General features: G+C 68.2%; 19 protein-coding genes. 12 read left to right on the forward strand and 7 right to left on the reverse strand.

All coding sequences use genetic code 11. The features are described 5' to 3' along the window. The first annotated feature begins 131 nt into the window (after nt 1-131). The 9 genes from MJQ72_RS23820 to MJQ72_RS23860 all read left to right on the forward strand — a co-directional run bounded on the left by MJQ72_RS23820 (nt 132) and on the right by MJQ72_RS23860 (nt 10,883). Nucleotides 132-1,436, forward strand: coding sequence for an amino acid deaminase (locus MJQ72_RS23820; protein WP_240593156.1), 1,305 nt, complete (start codon nt 132-134; stop codon nt 1,434-1,436). A 40-nt stretch (nt 1,437-1,476) separates the two neighbouring features. Then, complete coding sequence (locus MJQ72_RS23825; RefSeq protein WP_240593157.1) at nt 1,477-3,072, forward strand: amidohydrolase family protein; 1,596 nt, start codon at nt 1,477-1,479, stop codon at nt 3,070-3,072. Continuing rightward, nucleotides 3,069-4,457 (forward strand): GntP family permease, encoded by a 1,389-nt coding sequence (locus MJQ72_RS23830; RefSeq protein ID WP_240593158.1) that lies wholly within the window; start codon nt 3,069-3,071, stop codon nt 4,455-4,457. Before MJQ72_RS23825 ends, MJQ72_RS23830 begins: the two co-directional genes overlap by 4 nt. A gap of 27 nt (nt 4,458-4,484) precedes the next feature. Continuing rightward, nucleotides 4,485-5,615, forward strand: coding sequence for a lactonase family protein (locus MJQ72_RS23835; protein ID WP_240593159.1), 1,131 nt, complete (start codon nt 4,485-4,487; stop codon nt 5,613-5,615). 10 nt (nt 5,616-5,625) lie between these two features. Beyond that, nucleotides 5,626-6,909, forward strand: a complete 1,284-nt coding sequence (locus MJQ72_RS23840) for an extracellular solute-binding protein (protein ID WP_240593160.1) — start codon at nt 5,626-5,628, stop codon at nt 6,907-6,909. Then, nucleotides 6,909-7,868 (forward strand): carbohydrate ABC transporter permease, encoded by a 960-nt coding sequence (locus MJQ72_RS23845; protein ID WP_037345611.1) that lies wholly within the window; start codon nt 6,909-6,911, stop codon nt 7,866-7,868. The genes MJQ72_RS23840 and MJQ72_RS23845 overlap by 1 nt, the downstream gene beginning before the upstream one ends. Further along, a complete protein-coding gene (locus tag MJQ72_RS23850; protein WP_240593161.1) occupies nt 7,859-8,725 on the forward strand; it encodes a carbohydrate ABC transporter permease in 867 nt (288 codons plus the stop codon). Before MJQ72_RS23845 ends, MJQ72_RS23850 begins: the two co-directional genes overlap by 10 nt. Before the next feature lies 1 nt (nt 8,726). Then, nucleotides 8,727-10,139, forward strand: a complete 1,413-nt coding sequence (locus MJQ72_RS23855) for a beta-N-acetylhexosaminidase (RefSeq protein ID WP_240593162.1) — start codon at nt 8,727-8,729, stop codon at nt 10,137-10,139. Between the two features lie 183 nt (nt 10,140-10,322). Beyond that, the gene (locus MJQ72_RS23860; protein WP_240593163.1) at nt 10,323-10,883 is read left to right on the forward strand and encodes a hypothetical protein; all 561 of its coding nucleotides are present in this window, start codon (nt 10,323-10,325) and stop codon (nt 10,881-10,883) included. Here MJQ72_RS23860 and MJQ72_RS23865 read toward each other — a convergent pair. Beyond that, nucleotides 10,880-11,977, reverse strand: coding sequence for a DUF5005 domain-containing protein (locus tag MJQ72_RS23865; protein ID WP_240593164.1), 1,098 nt, complete (start codon nt 11,975-11,977; stop codon nt 10,880-10,882). The two genes, MJQ72_RS23860 and MJQ72_RS23865, sit on opposite strands and share 4 nt — an antisense overlap. Before the next feature lie 67 nt (nt 11,978-12,044). Here MJQ72_RS23865 and MJQ72_RS23870 point away from each other — a divergent pair, with 67 nt between their 5' ends. Further along, nucleotides 12,045-13,295 carry a choice-of-anchor Q domain-containing protein gene (locus MJQ72_RS23870; RefSeq protein ID WP_240593165.1) on the forward strand — a complete coding sequence of 417 codons (1,251 nt, stop codon included), beginning with the start codon at nt 12,045-12,047 and terminating at the stop codon, nt 13,293-13,295. A 52-nt stretch (nt 13,296-13,347) separates the two neighbouring features. Here MJQ72_RS23870 and MJQ72_RS23875 read toward each other — a convergent pair whose 3' ends face one another. From MJQ72_RS23875 to MJQ72_RS23895, 5 genes are all read right to left on the reverse strand, one after another. Next, the gene (locus tag MJQ72_RS23875) at nt 13,348-13,896 is read right to left on the reverse strand and encodes a snapalysin family zinc-dependent metalloprotease (protein ID WP_240593166.1); all 549 of its coding nucleotides are present in this window, start codon (nt 13,894-13,896) and stop codon (nt 13,348-13,350) included. A 153-nt stretch (nt 13,897-14,049) separates the two neighbouring features. After that, complete coding sequence (locus MJQ72_RS23880; RefSeq protein ID WP_240593167.1) at nt 14,050-14,322, reverse strand: zinc-binding dehydrogenase; 273 nt, start codon at nt 14,320-14,322, stop codon at nt 14,050-14,052. Nucleotides 14,323-14,570: 248 nt separating this feature from the next. Further along, on the reverse strand, nt 14,571-14,936 hold the full coding sequence (locus MJQ72_RS23885) for a MerR family transcriptional regulator (protein ID WP_240593168.1): 366 nt from the start codon (nt 14,934-14,936) through the stop codon (nt 14,571-14,573). Between the two features lie 36 nt (nt 14,937-14,972). Beyond that, entirely contained in the window at nt 14,973-15,641 is a 669-nt protein-coding gene (locus MJQ72_RS23890; protein WP_240593169.1) for a response regulator, read from the reverse strand. Further along, nucleotides 15,638-17,242 carry a sensor histidine kinase gene (locus tag MJQ72_RS23895; protein WP_240593170.1) on the reverse strand — a complete coding sequence of 535 codons (1,605 nt, stop codon included), beginning with the start codon at nt 17,240-17,242 and terminating at the stop codon, nt 15,638-15,640. The genes MJQ72_RS23890 and MJQ72_RS23895 overlap by 4 nt, the downstream gene beginning before the upstream one ends. Before the next feature lie 204 nt (nt 17,243-17,446). Between MJQ72_RS23895 and MJQ72_RS23900 the strand changes: the two genes are divergently transcribed. Beyond that, nucleotides 17,447-18,766 (forward strand): cation:dicarboxylate symporter family transporter, encoded by a 1,320-nt coding sequence (locus tag MJQ72_RS23900; RefSeq protein WP_240601405.1) that lies wholly within the window; start codon nt 17,447-17,449, stop codon nt 18,764-18,766. A 78-nt stretch (nt 18,767-18,844) separates the two neighbouring features. After that, on the forward strand, nt 18,845-19,426 hold the full coding sequence (locus MJQ72_RS23905) for a DUF6000 family protein (protein ID WP_240593171.1): 582 nt from the start codon (nt 18,845-18,847) through the stop codon (nt 19,424-19,426). On the opposite strand, the gene MJQ72_RS23910 is transcribed toward MJQ72_RS23905, so the two are convergent. After that, nucleotides 19,416-19,817, reverse strand: coding sequence for a helix-turn-helix domain-containing protein (locus MJQ72_RS23910; RefSeq protein ID WP_240593172.1), 402 nt, complete (start codon nt 19,815-19,817; stop codon nt 19,416-19,418). The two genes, MJQ72_RS23905 and MJQ72_RS23910, sit on opposite strands and share 11 nt — an antisense overlap. Nucleotides 19,818-19,914 lie beyond the last annotated feature (97 nt).

The raw sequence follows: 19,914 nt of genomic DNA on the forward strand, positions 1-19,914 counted from the left end.
ACGTGGGGCGCGCTTGTCACCTTCGCGTCTCCTAGTCGTCACGCCGTTGACCTCCAGCGGACCGGATGCTACACCTATCCCACGCAATATGCGCAACGTCCGTTGCAACATACGCAACCGAGGTGAACCTCATGTTCCAAGCCGGCACCATCGATTCCGCCGCGGTCGCGGCCGTCCGGGAGGAGCGCGTCGACTGGCGCTTCCGCTCGGTCGCGCCCTCGCTGTCCGGTCTCACGATCGGCGAAGCCGCCGCCCGCGGCGCGAAGCTGTTCGAAGACGGCTTCCTCGGACCGTTCGTCGTCCTCGACGAAGAGGCCGTCGAGCACAACCTCCGCACGATGGCGGACTGGTGCGCCGAACGCGGGGTCGCGCTGGCCCCGCACGGCAAGACGACGATGGCGCCGCAGCTGTTCGAGCGGCAGCTGAAGCACGGCTCGTGGGGTATCACCTGCGCGAACGCCGGCCACCTCCGGATCTACCGCGCGTTCGGCGTTTCCCGCATCCTGCTGGCGAACCAGCTGCTCGACCCGTCCGGGCTGAAGTGGCTGGCCGCCGAGCTGGACGCCGACGACGACTTCGAGTTCGTCTGCTGGGTCGACTCGGTCCGCGGTGTCGAACTGATGACCGAAGCCCTGCGCGGGGCCCGCAGGAAGGTGGACGTGCTCGTCGAGCTTGGCGCCGAGGGCGGCCGCACCGGTGTCCGCGACACCGAGACCGCGCTCGCCGTGGCCGAGGCCGCGCACGCGAGCCCGGCCTTGCGGCTACGCGGTTCCGGCGGCTACGAGGGCGCGCTTTCCCATCACACGGACGAAAAGTCGCTCCAGCTGATCAGCTCCTATGTGGACGGTCTGCGCGAACTCGTCTTCGCCTTCCACGCCAAGGGTCTGCTCGACGACGCCGGGCAGATCATCGTGACCGGCGGCGGCAGCGCGTACTTCGACCGCGTCGCCGACGAGCTCACCAAGGACTGGGGTGGCCTGGAGGTCCTGCCAATCCTCCGCAGCGGCGCCTACGTGACCCACGACGACGGCTTCTACCGCGTGATCTCACCCTTGGGCGAACACCCGCGCATCGGCGGCGTCGCCTCCTTCCGGTCCGCGTTGCGTGCCTGGGCACAGGTGACGTCGAAGCCGACGGACGAACTCGCGCTGCTCACCATCGGCAAACGGGACGCCTCGTTCGACGAGGGCATGCCCGAGCCGCGCCTCATCCGCAAGGGCGACGGGCAGACGTCCGCGCTCGAAGGTCATTCCATCCAGAAGATGAACGACCAGCACGCCTTCCTCACCCTGCCCGCGTCGTCACCGGTCGAGGTCGGGGACTGGATCGCCCTCGGGCTGTCCCATCCCTGCACCGTCTTCGACAAATGGCCCCTGATCCCGGTCGTCGGCCCCGACGGCGAGACCGTGCTCGATTTCGTCCGCACCCATTTCTGATTTCTGATCCGTCCTCCACCGCCGCAGAGGAAGAATCACCATGGACATCGTCGTCCGCTCGGCACTGGTCGCCGACGGCACCGGGGATCCGCTCACCAGGCATGACGTGGGCATCTCCGACGGCCGAATCGCCAGTGTCGCCGAACCCGGCTCGCTCTCGGGCCGCCGCACCATCGACGCCGAAGGACTCGTGCTCGCGCCCGGGTTCATCGACATGCATTCGCATTCCGACCTCCAGTTGCTCGCCAATCCGGATCACCTCGCGAAGCTCTCCCAGGGCGTCACGACCGAGGTCCTCGGGCAGGACGGGCTCTCCTACGCGCCCGTGAACGACGAGGTCCTCGCCGCTTTGCGCCAGCAGCTGGCAGGCTGGAACGACGATCCGGCCGGTTTCGACTGGAACTGGCGTTCCGTCGGCGAGTACCTCGACCGGCTCGACGCGGGGGTCGCGGTCAACGCGGCCTACCTGGTACCGCAGGGCACCGTCCGCATGCTCACCGTCGGCTGGGAAGACCGGCCCGCCACCGAAGCCGAGATGAACGCGATGAAGGAACTCATCGCGACCGGGCTGGCCGAGGGTGCGATGGGCATGTCGTCCGGGCTCACCTACACACCGGGCATGTACGCGACCACCGAAGAACTGGTCGAGCTGTGCCAGGTCGTCGGCGAGCGCGGTGGCTTCTACAGCCCGCACCATCGCAGCTACGGCAAGGGCGCGCTGGAGGCGTTCGGCGAGATGGTCGACGTCTCCCGCCGGTCGGGCTGCCCGCTGCACCTCGCGCACGCCACGATGAACTTCTCGGTGAACAAGGGCAAGGCGTCGAACCTGCTGGAGCTGCTCGACCGGGCGCTCGACGACGGCTGCGACATCACGCTGGACACCTATCCCTACCTTCCCGGCGCCACCTACCTTTCCGCGCTGCTGCCGAGCTGGGCCACCGAGGGCGGGCTCGACGCCACGCTGGCCCGGTTGTCCGATGTGGACACCCGTGAGCGGATCCGCGCCGAGATCGAGGAAACCGGTTCCGACGGCGCCCACGGAGTGCCGATCGACTGGGAGGCCATCGAGATCAACGGCGTCCGCCGCGACGAGAACTCCCACCTCGTCGGGCATTCCGTCGCCGCTTCGGCACAACGGGCCGGGAAGCCGGCCGCGGAGCTGTACTTCGACGTCCTGCTCTCGGAGAAGCTCGGGACGTCCTGCCTGATGCACGTCGGGCACGAGGAGAACGTCCAGGCGATCATGCGCCACCGCACCCACACCGGCGGCAGCGACGGGCTGCTCGTCGGCGCGCGGCCACATCCCCGCGCCTGGGGCACGTTCCCGCGGTACCTCGCGCGCTACGTCCGCGAACTCGGCGTCCTCGAACTCGCCGAATGCGTCGCCCACCTCACCGGCCGCGCGGCACAGCGCCTGCGCCTGACCGATCGCGGTCTCGTCCGCGCCGGATACGCGGCGGATCTCGTGCTGTTCGACCCGGAAACCGTCGCCGACACCGCCACGTTCGACGAGCCGCGGCAGCAGGCCGCCGGTATCCCCTATGTCTTCGTCAACGGTGTCGCCGCCATCGACGATGGTCAACCGACCGGCGCCCTCGCCGGTCATTCACTGCGGAACCCCGGGAGTGCCCGATGATCGACTGGCTCCAACATTCGACGGGCGGTCTCCTGACCCTCGCCGCCGTCTCGATCGCGGTGTTGCTGTTCCTCATCATCAAGGTCAAGCTCGAGCCCTTCATCGCGCTGATCGTGGTCGGCCTGCTGACCGCGCTGGCCGCGGGCCTGCCGGTCGTCCAGATCGTCGGCTCCGCGCAGAAGGCCTCGGATTCCCTGCTGGAGAAGGGATTCGGCGGGATCCTCGGCCATATCGCCGCGATCATCGGGCTCGGCACGATCCTCGGGTCCATTTTGGAGCGTTCGGGCGGGGCGAAGGTGCTCACCAGCGCGCTGCTGCGCGCCATCGGTGAGAAGCGGGCCCCGCTGGCGATGGGGCTCGCGGGTTTCGTCTTCGGTATCCCGGTGTTCTTCGACATCGGCATCTTCGTGCTGGCGCCGCTGGTCTACGTCGCCGCCAAACAGGGCGGCCGTTCGCTCGTGCTGTACGCGTTGCCGTTGCTCGCCGGTCTTTCCATCACCCACGCGTTCCTCCCGCCGCACCCCGGCCCGGTGGCCGCGGCCGGTCTGCTGCACGTCGAACTCGGCTGGATCATCCTGATGGGCCTGGTCTGCGGTATTCCCGCGTTCCTCGTCGGCGGTGTGCTGTATTCGACGTGGATCGGCAAGCGGGTCGACGTGGCCGTTCCCGCGGAATTCCTGGTCGCCGAGGAAGAAGGCGAAAAGGAGACGAACCCGCCGTCGCTCGGGCTGGTGCTGGGGATCATCGCGGTCCCGCTGGTGCTGATCCTCGCCGGGACCTTCGGCAGCATCTGGCTTCCCAAGGCCTCCGCGGCCGCCGGTGTCGCCGCGTTCATCGGTACCCCGGCGGTCGCGCTGACCGTCTCGGTGCTGCTCGCGTCCTGGTTGCTGGGGCTGCGCCGCGGCTTGACGGGCAAGGATTTGAGCGAGCTTTCGGCGAAGTCGCTGCGCCCGGTCGCGATGATCCTGCTGGTGGTCGGCGCGGGCGCGTTCTTCGGCGCCGTGCTGTCCGCCACCGGGATCGGCAAGGCCGTCGCGGGTTCGCTCGACAACGCCGGCCTCCCGGTCATCCTGGCGGCGTACGTCATCAGTTGCGGTATGCGCATCGCACAGGGTTCGGCGACGGTCGCGATCGTGACCACGAGCGGCATCGTCGCACCGACGGTGGCGACGCTGGGCTACTCGCAGATGCAGCTCGCGCTGCTGGTCGTCGCGATTTCGGCGGGCTCGATCATCGCCTCCCACGTGAACGACGGCGGTTTCTGGATCATCTCGCGGTACTTCAACATGACCGTGCCGGAGACCCTGAAAACCTGGACCGTATTGGAAACCGTCCTTTCCGTTTCCGGTTTCGGCGTGGCAGCATTGCTCATGGCATTGGTTTAAACCACCTGACGACTGGGAGAGATCACGATGACCGGACTGGATCGACGCACCTTCCTCGGCGCCGTCGGAGCGGCTGGACTCACCACCGTTCTCGGTTCCCACCTCGCGAACGCCTCCGAACAGACCTGCGGACCGAAGGGAACCGGGGCCATCTACATCAGCAGCTACACCAGTTCCGGGCACGGGCTCGATGTCGGTCACCGGGACGCGGCCACGAACGCCGTGGTCGTCGACCGGACGATTCCGGGAGTGAGCAACGCTTCCTGGTTCGACCTCAGCGCCGACCGCAAGACGCTCTACGTGACCAATGAGGACGAGAACGGCCAGATCTCCGCGTTCAGCCTGGCCGATCCGGCGAAACCCAAGCTGCTCAACAAGAAGCCGGCCAAGGGACAGCACCCGACCCATCTGAGCGTCCATTCGAGCCAGAAGTACGTGCTGGCCGCGAACTACAGCAGCGGCAGCGTCGTCGTCCTCCCGATCCTCGCGGGCGGGAAGCTCGGCGACGTCGTCGATCTGGCGCAGCACAAGGGCGCCGAGCGTCAGGCGCACGCGCACCAGGTCGTCAACGACCCCACCGGCAAGTGGGTGCTCGCGGTCGACCTCGGCGCGGATTCGGTCTACGTCTACAAACTCGACGTCGCCACCGGGAAACTGAAGCTCAACCAGCAGCTGAAACTCCCGTCGGGCGCCGGCCCGCGGCACCTGGCGTTCCACCCGAACGGCAAGTACGCCTACATCCTCGGTGAGCTGCGTGCCGAGGTGACCGTCGCGGCGTGGAACCCGGCGACCGGGAAACTCACCGCCGGACAGGTCGTCCCGGCCGTTCCCGCGGGCACCCCCGGCGAGCAGTACCCGGGCGAGATCACCACGTCCAAGGACGGGAAGTTCGTCTACGCCTCCGTGCGCGGCTCCGACACGATCGCGTCGTTCGGCGTCAGCGAGGACGGGAAGTCCTTGAAGCTGCTGAACAACGCGCCCGTCGGCGGGGTGTACCCGCGGCACTTCACCCTCGACCCAACCGAGCGCTGGTTCTACGTCTCGAGCGACAAGTCCGGCACGCTCAGCTGGCTGCCGCGCGATCCCGGCACCGGCCTTCCCGGGGCCGTCGCCGGGAAACTGGCGCTCCCCCAAGTCAATTCCGTCTTTTTCGCCTAAGGAGAAACCCATGAGAACTCGCGTCCTCATCGCGGGCCTCGCGGCGGTCGGCCTCGTCACGGCCTGCGCGCCCGCCCAGAACACCCCGGCCGCGGGCGGCGGTGACGAGAAGACCGGCACGGTCCGGGTCTGGCTGTTCGACGAGGCCAACCGCGCGCCGAAGGAGGCCGCGGTCAAGGAGGCGATCGCCGAGTTCAAGGCGGCACACTCCGGCGTCGAGGTCGACGTCCAGTGGATCCCGGTGGAGGGCCGCGCGGACAAGTTCTCCGGCGCCTTCAACGATCCGGCCAGCGCGCCGGACGTCGCCGAGTTCGGGAACACCGACGTCTCCAGCTACGCCGCCACGGGCGCGCTGGCCGACCTGACCGGCGACCTGTCGGCGTGGAAGGAAGGCGCCGACATCCTGCCCGCCGTACTGGAGACCGCGAAATCCGGCGGCAAGACCTACGGGCTTCCGTGGTTCACCGGCATCCGCGCCTTGTACTACCGGACGGACATCTTCGCCGAACTCGGTCTCAAGCCGCCGTCCACGCTGGCGGAGCTGACCGAAACCGCGAGGACGATCCGCGCCAAGAAGCCGGAGCTGTACGGCATCTCCGTCGGCGGCAAGTACACCTACGCGATGCTGCCCTACCTGTGGGCCCACGGCGGCGAGATCGCCAAGCAGGACGGCGGCAAGTGGAAGTCCACTGTGGACTCCGAACAGGCGAAGGCTGGGGTCACGGCGTACGCGAACCTGCTCAAGGCGGACATCTGCCCGCCCGAACAGTGCGCCAACCTCACCGGGACGCAGAGCATCACGGCGTTCGCCGGCGGCAAGGCCGGGATGTCGATCGGCGGTGACTTCAACCGCAAGGCCGTCGAGGCCGGCCAGGTGAAGGGCAAGTACGCGATCATCCCGCTCCCGGGTACCGAGGCCGGCAAGATCGCCCCGGCGTTCGCGGGCGGCAACCTGCTCGGCGTGTTCAACGCGACCAAGCGCAAGAGCCTCGCGGTCGAGTTCACCCAGTTGCTCGGTGGCGCCAAGTACCAGGAGAAGATGTACGTCGCGATGGGCAACCTGCCCACGCTCGGCAGCGTCCAGCAGAAGCTCGCCGCGAGCGACCCGTCGGTCAAGCCGTTCGTCGACACGCTCACCGCGGGCACGAAGTTCGTCCCCGCCACCGCGGCGTGGTCGAAGATCGACGCGCAGAACGTGCTGCCCACCGCGATCCAGCAGATCGCGACCGGCGGCAAGGACCCCGCCACCGCGCTCACCGCGGCGGCCGCCGAGATGAACAAGGCGTTCGGTTAGTGGTCACCAAGGAAATCCCTCGCACCACGGCTCCGGCCGTCCCGGCACGGCGGTCGCCCCGCCGTCGCCGGGACGGGCGGGCCGCCCTGCTCTACCTGGCTCCCGGTGGCATCCTGCTGCTCGCGATGCTGGTGTACCCGATCTACCAGCTCGTCCTGATCTCGTTCTACGACTACGGCCAGCCGCAAGCGGTCGGCAACGCGCCGCTGGTGTTCCTCGGTTTCGGCAACTACGTCGAGCTGCTGGAGAACCTCCAGTTCTGGGAGGTGCTGGCCAAGACCCTCGGGTTCACCGCGGTCTGCGTCGTCGGCAGCCTGGCGCTCGGGACCGGGCTCGCCGTGCTGGCGACCCGAGTCCGCGCCTGGGCGCGCGTTCCGCTGTTCCTGGCCGCGCTGGCGGCATGGGCGACGCCCGCGATGGCGGGCTCGTACGTCTGGCTGTTCCTGTTCGACGCGGACTTCGGCCTGGTGAACGAGGTGCTGTCGGGCCTCGGGTTCACCGGGATGGCGAACCACTCCTGGACCTTCGACACGTACAGCACGTTCGGGCTGGTGGCCGCCGAGGTCATCTGGTGCTCGTTCCCGTTCGTCATGGTGACGATGTACGCCGGGCTCAAGGGAGTGCCGGAAGAGGTCATCGAGGCCGCGTACCTCGACGGCGCGTCGACCTGGCGCACCACCTGGTCGATCACCCTGCCGATGGTGCGGCCGCTGCTCACCATCGCCACCATCCAGTCGATCATCTGGGACTTCAAGATCTTCACCCAGATCTACGTGATGACCAACGGCGGCGGCGTGGCCGGGCGCAACCTCGTGCTCAACGTCTTCGCCTACCAACAGGCCTTCGCCGGACAGGAATACGGTCTCGGCGCGGCGCTCGGAGTCGTGATGACCTTGCTGCTGCTGTCCATCACCGGGTTGTACGTCCGGTCCCAACGCCGGAGCGCCGGATGGGTGTGACGACAGGCCGTCGAGTGCACAAGCCGGGCAGGCTGATCGCCGAGATCGTCTGCGTGGTGATCGCGGGGATGGTCGCGTTCCCCGTGTACTGGATGGTGCTTTCGGCGTTCAAGCCCACCGGGCAGATCCAGGCGGAGAACCCCCGTCCCTGGACGCTCACGCCGACACTGGAGCACTTCGAACGGGTGCTCAGCGGCGAAGGCTTCGCGATGTTCTTCCTGAACAGCGTGATCGTGGCCGTCGTGGTGGTGGCGTTGTCGCTGCTGCTCTCGTTCCTCTCGGCGGTCGCGCTGACGCGGTTCAACTTCAAGGGCCGGACCGTGCTGCTGGTGATGGTGCTGGTGGCGCAGATGGTGCCGGTCGAGGCGCTGACCATCCCGCTGTTCTTCCTGATGCGGTCGGTCGGCGACGTCGCGCCGGCGTTCGGCACCAACCATCTCGGCTCGCTGATCCTGGTGCACCTGGCGTTCAGCCTGCCGTTCGCGATCTGGATGCTGCGCGGCTTCGTCGCCGCGGTGCCGCAGGAACTGGAAGAGGCGTCGAAGATCGACGGGGCGAGCCGGATGCGGTTCACCTGGCAGATCCTCTTCCCGCTCGTGGCGCCCGGGCTGGTGGCGATCAGCGTGCTGGCGTTCATCCACGCGTGGAACGACTTCCTGTTCGCGAAGACGTTCATCATCTCCAACACCGAGAACCAGACGCTCCCGCTGGCGATCCTGGTGTTCTTCAAACCGGAGGACACCGACTGGGGCGCGGTGATGGCGGGCTCGACCCTGATGACCATCCCGGTGCTGGTGTTCTTCATCCTCGTGCAACGACGACTCGTGTCCGTCATGGGCGGCGCGGTGAAGGGTTGACATGCCTGGCTTCGAAACGCTGCTCCCCCGTCCCGTCTCGGTGGAACCCTTGCCGGGGAAGTGTTCCGTACCGTCCGAAGTGGACGTGCGCCGCGACACCGCGTTGCCGGCCGAGGGCTACCGGCTGGAGATCGACCCGTCCGGCGTGACCCTGCACGCGGCCGACACGGCAGGAGAGTTCTACGGCCGCCAGACGCTCCGGCAGCTCATCGGGCCGGACGCCTTCCGGGCCGCGCCGATCCACAGTGGACAGGCGACGATCCCGTGCGGCGTCGTGACCGACCACCCGCGGTTCGGCTGGCGCGGCTGTCTACTGGACGTGGCAAGGCATTTCCGCACGAAGGCCGAGGTGCTGCGGTTCATCGACCTGATCTCCGCGCACAAGCTCAACGTGCTCAACCTGCATCTGACCGACGACCAGGGCTGGCGGATCGAGATCCCCGAGTTCCCCAGGCTGACCGAGGTCGGCGGGTGGCGGAAGTCGTCGATGGTCGGACGGCACGACGGGCCGGAGCGCGACGGACGGCCGCACGGCGGGTTCTACACGGCCGACGATCTCCGCGAGATCGTCGCGTACGCCGCCGCGCGTTCGGTGACGGTCGTCCCGGAGGTCGACATCCCCGGCCACGCACGGGCCGCGATCGCCGCGTATCCCGAACTCGGGCCGGAGACCGCCGAACCGTGGGAGGTGTGGACGAGCTGGGGTATCAGCACGTCACTGCTGAACACCGAGAAGTCCACTGTGGACTTTTTCAAGCGTGTTTTCGACCACGTGCTGGACATCTTCCCGTCCGAGGTCATCGCGCTCGGCGGCGACGAAGTGCCCGGCGCGACCGAGGAGCACGGCCGGTTCGTGCGTGAGATCGCGCAGCACCTGGTCGATCGGGGTCGTCGTCCGCTCGGCTGGGACGAGGTGCTCGAAGCGGGCGATCTGCCGCCGATGGTCATCGGCTCCTGGCAGAGCGAGGCGGCCGGTGCCCGCGCGGCGGCCGCCGGGCACGACGTCGTCATGTGCCCGGAGGACCACGTGTACCTGGACCACCGGCAATCCGACCACCCCGACGAACCGATCCCCGTGGGTTACCTGAGCACGCTGGAAAGCTTCTACGCCTACGAGCCGGTGCCCGCCGATTACCCCGAGGGGAAGGCGATCCTCGGCGCGCAGGCGCAGGTGTGGTCGGAGCATCTCGACACCGTGCGGCGGGTGGACTACGTCGCCTTCCCGCGCCTGTGCGCGTTCGCCGAGGTGGCGTGGAGCGACCCGGACGGACGGGACTACGCGGAGTTCCTGCCGCGATTGCGGGACCATCACCTGCCGCGGCTGGACGCGCTGGGCGTCGAATACCGGCCGCTCAACGGGCCGCATCCCTGGCAGACGCGGCCGGGAGTTCCGGGGCGGCCTCGACAGCGGTAAGCGCGTGAGCAGTAAGGCAAACGTGCCGGGTTCTTGGGCGGGGTCGCGGTGGGCCGAAAGCTCCTTTCACCGCGTCTGATGCGACGAAAGGAGCTTTCGGCCCACCGCACCGACACGCCACGTTTGACTTCCCCTCACTACCCGAGTCGCCACCACCCGGAACGCGGGGGCCATCATGGGGTGATGAGTGATCAGTGGGTCGAGGCCTCCCAGCTTCCTGTAGAACTCGTAGCGCTCATAGACACGCTTCGCCCTGGCGAGAACGTGCTCATAACTCGGAACGGCGAGACCATCGCGACGATCTCCGCCGCTGTCCGTGAAGAACCGGTGCGTTCGGCGGACTCCGAGGACATCACGGTCGTGGCCACCGCCATGAAGCTGTCGGCGTCGGCGCGGGACGCGTTGTCCGAGCGGCTCGGCCCCGGGTACCTCGTCCTGGACCTGCACTCGGCGCCGCCGACCGTCGACGTCCTGCTGGTCCCGCCCGCCAGCCCGCAATTGATCGGCAACTTCCGCGCGCTGTATCCGAAGGCGCGGATCGTGATCACGGAGATCGAAGACGCCGAACTCGGCGTCAAGTACGAGGGCCCGGTCCGGCGTCTCCTCGACGCCGGGGCTGAGGCGTACCTGCCGTCGAGCACGATCCCGCGGCTGGCGGAGCAGCTGGACCGGACCATGACCCAGCTGAACCAGCTCACCGATGGCACTGTCCGGCAGGCGCTCGTGAGTGGCGAGGACGGTTAGAACCGTCCTCGCCACTCACGAGGCCAGTTCGGCTGAGGCGGCCAGTCGACCTCCACGAACCGCGGCCGGTAGATCCGCACGTCCGCGATGTTGTCCCCGTGGTCGAGCGAGTTCACGTTGTACGACACCGTGAGCTTCCCGGGACGGCTCAGCTGCGGATGCGCCGTCGCGTCGTAGACGATCCGCCGGTCGCTCGCTTCGGGTGCCCGGTGGAGAACGACCGGGGCACCGAACGGACCCGTCGGCGAGCTCGCGGTGTAGGCGAGCATCACCGGGCTGAAGCCGGGGCTGGTGTCCATGGTGATCAGCACGTATTCGCCGCCGACACGGGTCACCGAGAACGCCGTCCCGACCCCGGACAGCATCCGGGCGGAGCCCTCCTCGTGGGGCGACCAGCCGGCGCCGGTCCAGAACAGCCAAGGTCCGCGAAGCCCACCGACGGGCACTCTGGCGAGCCGGAGATGGCCTTGTTCGGCGCCGTAGATATAGGTGTATCCGCCGTCTTCGAGCAGCTCCGATCCCCACGCGACCTTGTCGCTCACCGGGATCACCAGCAGCTCGGACGGCGTCAGCGCGGGCAGCCGGAAGGTGGCCAGCGAAGTCCCGGTGCTCCGGAAGTCGAGACCGCCGGGCCCCGTCGTCTTGTACCGGTTGTAAAGCACCCGCAGGACGTCGCCCTGGACCACACCGTCGCCGACCCAGTAGTGCTCGTCCGAACCCGCGAGACCGATCAGCGCCTCCGGTTCGTCGGCGGTGCCGCCGTGCAGCGTCTCCCCCAGCGAGCCGTCGGACCGCTGGACGACCATGGTGTTGCGCGCGATCGGGCTGTCCCGCGGGCGGCTGTGGTCGGGGTTCACCCTGCCGAGGAACGTGTCCGAGAACAGCCACGCCGTGCGGCCGTCCGGCAGCGGGACCGACACCGTGCGATCCCCGCCGGTCCAATGCCCGCCCTGATCGCCGTAGTCGTTCCAAAGCTCGTTCAGCCCGGAGACGGGAGCCACCGGCGGTGGCGGCGCTGACGCGATCCCGCTGCTCGCCACCATGGCGCTGAACAGCAATGCGGCCGGCACGAGGATCCGCGACGCCCGACGCATCCGATCATGCTAAAGCCGCCGAGGTCTTTGTACGACCCTTGTGCGGCAGGTGGTTACGGTCCGCGGCATGTCCTGGAAACTGCTTTCCGTGGCCGTGCTCGCCGCTGTCGTGTGCACCGGGTTCACGACGGCCGAAGCCGCTTCGAAGACGTACTACGTCGACCAGGTCTCCGGCAGCGACACCGCGAACGGCACTTCTCAGCAGACCCCGTGGAAATCCCTGGCGAAGATCTCCGCGACCACGTTCGCGGCGGGCGACACCGTCCTGCTGCGTCGTGGCGGGAGCTGGTCCGGTGGCCTCACGGTCAACGGCTCGGGCGTCACGATCGGCGCGTACGGCACCGGCGCGCGGCCGATCGTCAAGGGCAATGCCGAAGCATGTGTCGACCTTCCAGGCGACGACAACTTGGTGAAGGACCTGCAGATCGGCGTCGCCGCTGACGCGGGGCGCTGTTCGTGGGCCGGGGTGAAGGTGTCCGGCGACCGCAACAAGGTGCTGTCGAACCTGATCACCGGTGCCGGCGCGGGCGTGTACATCGCGCCGTCGGCCGACGGCACCGAGGTCACGCAGAACGACCTCGTCGACAACAACCACATGACCGTGGTGACGCCGGGCGGCAACGACGACTCCGGCGCGTTCGCCGTGCTGGTCCAGGGCAACGACTCCGACATCGGCTGGAACCGGATCAGCGGTTCGATCGCGAAGGCCGACGACTTCGGCGGACTCGACGGCGCCGCGGTCGAGATCTTCTACGGCTCCCGGGACGTCATCCACCACAACATCTCCGAGGACAACGAGACCTTCACCGAGCTCGGCACGGACGCGAAGGACCCCGACGGCGTCTCGACCGGCAACGTCTTCGAGTACAACGCGATCTTCGGCGCCAAGACCCGCGGCGGGATCATCACGCGCGGCGCGGAGGACGGCAACGGGCCGGTGCTCGGCACGGTGTTCCGCAACAACTCGCTGGCGCTCCCGAACGCCGAGGCGGAGGGTTTCGTCTGCTACGGCGGCTGCACGAACCAGATGCTGACGATGACGCAGAACGTCGTCCAGGCCGCGTACAAGGTCGGCTACGCGGACGCGACCTTCACCGCGACCGACCACAACGTGTACTTCGGCGGGCTCCGGCAGTTCACGCCGGGCGCGACGGACAAGGTCGCGGATCCGAGGTTCACCTCGGCCACGAACCTGATCCTGCGGGCGGGCAGCCCGGCGATCGATCTCGGCACCACGAAGTACGACGACCGCGACGTCGACGGCAATCCCGTGTACTCCGGCGCGGGGGTCGATGCCGGCGCCTACGAATTCTCGTGAGTGGTAAGGACGGTTCTAACCGTCCTTACCACTCACGAGGCGACCAGAAGCGTCAGTTGTAGATGCGCTGGATGGTGCCGTTCGACAGCAGGCCGTTGGCCCACAGCGAGTTCACCCGCGAGATCTCCTGGGCGTTCGGCGTCGCGTTGGTGCAGGACGGGCCGGGGCCGCCACCGGACATCAGTTCGGAGCACGGGCCCTGGTAGTTGTCCGGCAGGCCGAGCGCGTGGCCGGTCTCGTGCGCGGCGATCCGCGTCTGGTTGTACTGCTGCGCCTGCGTGTAGTCGATGAAGATGGTGCCGCGGCCGTGGCCATCGGTCTCGGCGTACGAACCCGAGGGGTCGTTGCCCTCGGTGTAGCGCAGGGTGGCACCCGACGAGCTCTCCTGCAGCTTCACGTTCGACACCGAGTTGTTCCAGTTCGCCACGCCGGCCTGGATGGCGGCCCGGAAGCTGGGCGCCCCCGAGGCGTCGTAGTAGACCGTGGTCGCCGCCGCGGCCTTCTGAGCAGGCTGGACCGCCGCCGTGGCCTGGCCCGCGGTGACCGGGACGGCCAGCAGCGCCAGGCTCACGGACGCCGAGACGAAGAACTTCCTTGCCATGGACCCACTCCTTGTGAGGACAACGGAATGGTTCGTGAATTTAGGAGCCCCGGGCGCGCCCCGGCACCGACTTTCGTCGCGTCGGGCATCTGGTGATTTACCAACACTTTCGACCTATTGACATGCGCATGTCCGCATACGATCATGCCGAGTTCAAGGCCGGAGCACCAGCTTTCCCGAGGTCGCCCGCGCCTCCAGTTCCGCGAACGCCTTCGGCCCGTCCGCGAGGTCGTACACCGTCGGCGTCCCCGGCACGCAGACGCCCGCCGCGATCAGGGCGCGCAGTTCGTCCAGCAGCTCGGCGAAGATCGCCGGCGCGTGCTCGATCAGGACGCCGAGGTGCAGCCCGATTACGTGGATCTGGTGCCGGAAGTTCAAGTCCCGGTTGGTGATCGCGACCTCTCCCCCGGCGACGCCGTAGACCACGACCCGCCCGGTGACCCGTTTGGCGGCGGCGAGACCGGCGGCGTACGGAGCCTCCGGACCGTCTTCGTACGTCCCCGCGTCTGCATGACGTCGGCGAAGTTGACGCCAGCCGCGGTGACCTTCAGCAGGATTTCGCCTGGTCCCACAGCCGGGACGGGGACATCGGTGACGAAGTGGAGATCTTCAGGACCGTTCGCGGAATCCTGTCGCAGCGCGCGCATCGAAGTCATGTCCGCACGCTAAAACCCTCACGTTTGTGTCAGGGTCAAGTCGCGCAGGTACGCGTCGAGGGCGTCGCGGTTGCGGGTCATGAGCGCGATCCGGCGATCGAGTACTTCCCGCTGCCGCGCGACCTCGCCGATCATGTACTCGCACGGCTCCTTCGGCCGGACCTCCTCCGGTCCGTCGAGGTACGGCAGGACCTCGCGGATCAGCCGCACCGGCAGTCCGGCGTCGAGCATCCCGCGGATCTGCAGGACCGCCTCGACCGAGCCCGCGCAGAAGTCGCGATAGCCGTTCCCTTCGCGGCTCGGGCTGATCAAGCCCTCTTCCTCGTAATAGCGCAGCGCGCGGACGCTGACCCCGGTCTTCCGCGCGAGTTCGCCGATCTTCACGATCCCAAGGTAGCCCGCGGGCGGCGGTATAGGTCGTTATACGGTTTTCGGCTTGTACCAGACCTCGGGGCGGCCGACCTGGCCGTAGCGGGGTTCGCGCTGGGCGAGGCCGTTGTCGGCGAGGTATTCGAGGTAGCGGCGGGCGGTGACGCGGGAAGCGCCGATCGCGGTGGCGGCCGCTCCCGCGGAGAGGCCGTCGGCGGCCGAGGCGAGGACTTCGGTGATCGCCTCCAGGGTCTGCGCACTCATCCCCTTCGGCAAGGCCTGCCGCTCGGTGGTGCGCAGGGTGCCGAGCGCGCGGTCGATCTCGGCCTGTCCGGTGACTTCGCCCGAAGCGCCGTGGAATTCGGCGTAGCGCTCCAGCTTCTCCCGCAGCGAGGCGAAGGTGAACGGTTTCAGCAGGTACTGCACCACTCCGACCGACACGGCGGCCTTCACCAGCGCCAGATCCCGCGCCGAGGTCACGGCGATGACGTCGATCGGGAGCCCGGCCGCGCGCAGCGACCGGCAGACGGCGAGGCCGTGCGTGTCCGGGAGATAGAAGTCCAGCAGCACCAGGTCGACCGGTTCCCGTTCACAGAACCGCAGGGCGTCGCCGCCGGAGTGCACGACCCCGGCCACGGTGAAGCCGGGCATCCGCTCGACGTACACCCGATGCGCGTCGGCGGCCACCGGTTCGTCCTCGACGACCAGCACCTTGATCATCGCGCGGACTCCTTCGGCGGCAGGCACACGGTGAACACCGCGCCCTCGTCGCGGCCGACGTCGATCGTCCCACTGTGCCGCCGCACCGCCTGACCCACCAGTGCCAAGCCGAGCCCGTGCCCGTCCTCGGGTTTGGTGGACCACCCGCGCCGGAACACGTCCTCGACGTCGTCCACCCCGGGTCCGGTGTCGGCGACCCGCAGCAGCAGGCCCTCGGCGCCGGACCGCACGGTGACCTCGACCCCGGGCCGCCCGCCGTTGCCGGCGTTGCCCGCGGCCGCGTCGATGCCGTTGTCGATCAGGTTGCCGAGGATGGTCACCAGATCCCGCGGCGGGACGCCGGTGTCCGCGTCCTCCATGACGGTGTCGGGCGTGATCGTGAACTCGACGCCGCGTTCGCTCGCCTCCGCCGCCTTGCCCAGCAGGAGCGCCGCGAGCACGGGTTCGGCGACCGCGCCGACCACCCGGTCGGTGAGTTCCTGCGCCAGCGCGAGCTCTTCGGTCGCGAACTCGATGGCCTGTTCGGGGCGGCCGATCTCGACCAGCGAAACGACCGTGTGGAGCCGGTTCGCCGCCTCGTGCGCCTGCGACCGCAGTGCCTCGGCCAGTCCGCGCACCGTCGTCAGTTCGCCGGTCAGCGCCTGGAGTTCCGTGTGGTCACGCAGGATCACCACGGTGCCCATCGCCTTCCCGCGTGAGCGCACCGGCGACGTGCTGACGACGAGCACCCTGGCCTCGGTGAGATGCAGTTCGTCGGTGCGCTCCTCCCCCGAGGTGAACGCTTCGACGAGATCTTCCGGAATGTCCAATGCGGACAGTTCGCGGCCGACGACGTCTTCGGCGACGCCCAGCAATGCCCGTGCTCCGTCGTTGCACAGCACCACTCGCCCGTCCCCGCCGACGAGCAGCAGCCCCTCGCGCACGGAATGCAGGACGGCTTCGTGGTACTCGAACAGGTTGCTCAGTTCCTCCGGCGCGATCCCCCTGGTCTGCCGCCGGAGCCGGGCACTGACCAGATAGCTGCCGATCCCGCCGACCACCAGCACCGCCACCGCGACCCCGATCAGGGGCCACAGGCGTTCCCGCAGTTCCGCGTCGATCGCCTCGACCGTGATGCCGACCGACACCAGGGCGACGACCTGCCCGGCGGCGCCGCGCACCGGGACCACGACGCGTTCGGACGGACCGAGCGAACCGGCGTAGTTCTCGACGACCTTGCCGCCGCGCTGCGCCTCACCGATGTTGCCGATGAACGGCTGCCCGATCAGCGCCGGATTCGGGTGCGTGTAGCGGATGCCGTTCTTGTCCATGATGGTCACGAAATCCACGTCCGTGTCCGCACGGACACTCTGCGCGAACGGCTGCAGTGTCCGGGTCGGCTCCGATGTGGACAGTGCGGCCAGCACCCCGGGGGCGTCCGCCACCGCTTCGGCGACCGCGGTCACCTTGTCCCGCGCCCGGTCCTCGGTGGCCCTGACCGAATCGAGGTACGCGAAGGTCACCCCGGCCGCGACGAGCACGAAAAGCACCACGAGCTGCAGAATCAGCAGCTGACGGGCGAGACTGCCGCGTCTGGTCCGGATCCGCGTCGTCGAGGGCACCCGCCCATACCAGCACACCGGTGCCGGGGCCCGCGGGCCGCCCGGCCGGAATTCCCCGGAAACCACTCGTGCGAACTCAATGAACACAACCGTGACCCAGCTCACCAGCCCGGGTGATAGTGACCGGCAATCCCACGGACACCCCCTGAGCTGGAGGCAAAGGTGCCTACAACGCCGGAAGCGGCGCCACGACGCCGCGACAAGATGCACTACCTGTACCTGGCCGTGATCGCGGCGGTCGTCCTCGGCGTCATCGTCGGGTTCGCCGCGCCGGGTCTGGCCAAGGAGCTCAAACCGCTCGGCACGGGCTTCGTCAACCTGATCAAGATGATGATCTCCCCCATCATCTTCTGCACCATCGTGCTCGGCATCGGATCGGTGGCGAAGGCCGCGAAGGTCGGCAAGGTCGGGTTGCTGTCGCTCGGCTACTTCCTGATGATGTCGACGTTCGCGCTCGCGATCGGCCTCGTCGTGGGCAACCTCCTGCACCCGGGTGAGGGCCTGCACCTCGACCCCGCCGCCGCCGCGAAGGCGCACAAACAGGCCGAAGGCGGCGAAGGCACCGTCGACTTCTTGATGGGCATCATCCCCACCAGCTTCGGTTCCGCCTTCACCGAAGGCCAGGTGCTGCAGACACTCCTGGTCGCGCTCCTCGCCGGCTTCGCCGTGCAGAAGCTGGGCACCAAGGGCGAGCCGATCCGCCGCGGCATCGAGCACATCCAGCGGCTCGTGTTCCGGATCCTCGCCATGATCATGTGGGCGGCTCCGGTCGGCGCGTTCGGCGCGATCGCCGCGGTGGTCGGCGAGACCGGCTGGGGCGCGTTGCGCAGCCTCGCCGTCATCATGATCGGCTTCTACCTGACCTGCCTGGTGTTCGTGTTCGGCGTGCTCGGCTCGGTCCTGTGGCTCGGCGCGCGGATCAACATCTTCACGCTCCTGCGTTATCTCGGCCGCGAGTTCCTGCTCATCCTGTCGACGTCGTCGTCCGAGTCGGCCCTGCCGCGGCTGATCGCGAAGATGGAGCACCTCGGGGTGTCCAAACCGGTCGTCGGCATCACCGTGCCCACCGGCTACTCGTTCAACCTCGACGGCACGGCCATCTACCTGACGATGGCGACGCTGTTCATCGCCAGCGCGCAGGACCAGCCGCTGGGTGTGGGCGAGCAGATCTCCTTGCTGCTGTTCATGATCATCGCGTCGAAGGGCGCGGCGGGCGTGAGCGGCGCCGGGATCGCCACCCTCGCCGGCGGTCTCCAGTCGCACCGGCCGGAACTGGTCGACGGCGTCGGGTTCATCCTCGGCATCGACCGGTTCATGTCCGAGGCCCGCGCGCTGACCAACTTCGCGGGCAACGCCGTCGCGACCGTCCTGGTCGGAACCTGGACCAAGGAGTTCGACCGGGACCAGGCCAACCGGGTCTTCAGCGGCCATGCCCCGTTCGACGAAGCCACCCTGATCGACGACCATCCCGACACTTCGCGGGATCCCGACGGCGACAGGGAGAAGACCGTGGCGCACGCGTAGCGCCCGGAACCGGAACCGCGGTGCGAGGGGCCCCCGTCCTCGCACCGCGGTTCCTTCTTTTCTGGGAAGCTGGGCCGCATGCCGGACGCCATCGACCGTTACGTGGTCTCGCGGTACTCGAAGCTGCTGCACGGCAACTTCGCCGGGATGATGAGCGAGCCCGAACGCGAGGCATTCCTGCGAGACCTCGTCGAGGACGCGCGGACGATCACCGACGACGAACTGGGCGAACTGCTCGCCGCGGACTGGCGGCAACGGATCACCGCGGCCTGGCTGATCGGCGTCGACCGCCGCACCGCTTGGCGAGGCCGCATCCGGGAACTGTTCCTGGAAAGCGGCCTGGTCTTCGCCGGGCAGGGCTACTGTTTCGCGCTCGCCCGGTTCGGCACGATCGTCGACGCCGAGCTCCTCGTGTCCTATTTGGACCATTACCTCGCGCGGCCGGACCTGCGCTACGACCAGGAATGGGCGCTCGCGGCCCTGCACCATATCGACGTCGACCTCACGACCGCGTACACGTCACGTTATCTGCGGCCGGGCGGCCTCTGGGAAAGCTGGTCCGCGGAGAACAGCACGGACCTGCCGTTCCAGAAGATGTACTTCGCCATGCTGTGCTCGCACGTCCAGCGCGCCGTGCACACTGCGGACGTCAGGCGCTGACCTTCTCGTCGTAGACGACGCGGGACGCGGCGATCGAGTCGCGGTGACGCTCGGCCCAGCTCAGCAGGCCGCTCAGCGACGCATAGAGTTCTTTCGCCATCGGCGTGGCCTCGTACTCCACCTTCGGCGGCACCGTCGGGTACACGGTGCGCACGAGCAGGCCGTCGCGTTCGAGGTTCCGGAGCGTCAGCGTGAGCATCCGCCTGCTGATCCCCTCCACCGAGCGTTCCAGTTCGGTGAACCGCACCGGTCCGCGTGTGGCCTCCAGCAGGATGCCGATCGCCCACTTGCCGCTGATCCGGTTGATGACCTCGAGCACGGTGCACACCTCGAGTTTTTCGGGATCGACGACCCTGGCCTGCGCGGTCACATCGGTGTTCCCCTGGGACATGAAAGTGCCTCCTTCCGGCGAGGAACAGAGTCACACAAGATGGGCGCTGTTACAAGTGATGCACCAAGGCATCACCTGGGGAATCTCGAAGGATTCA

It is taken from the genome of Amycolatopsis sp. EV170708-02-1 (assembly GCF_022479115.1).
GTDB lineage: Bacteria > Actinomycetota > Actinomycetes > Mycobacteriales > Pseudonocardiaceae > Amycolatopsis.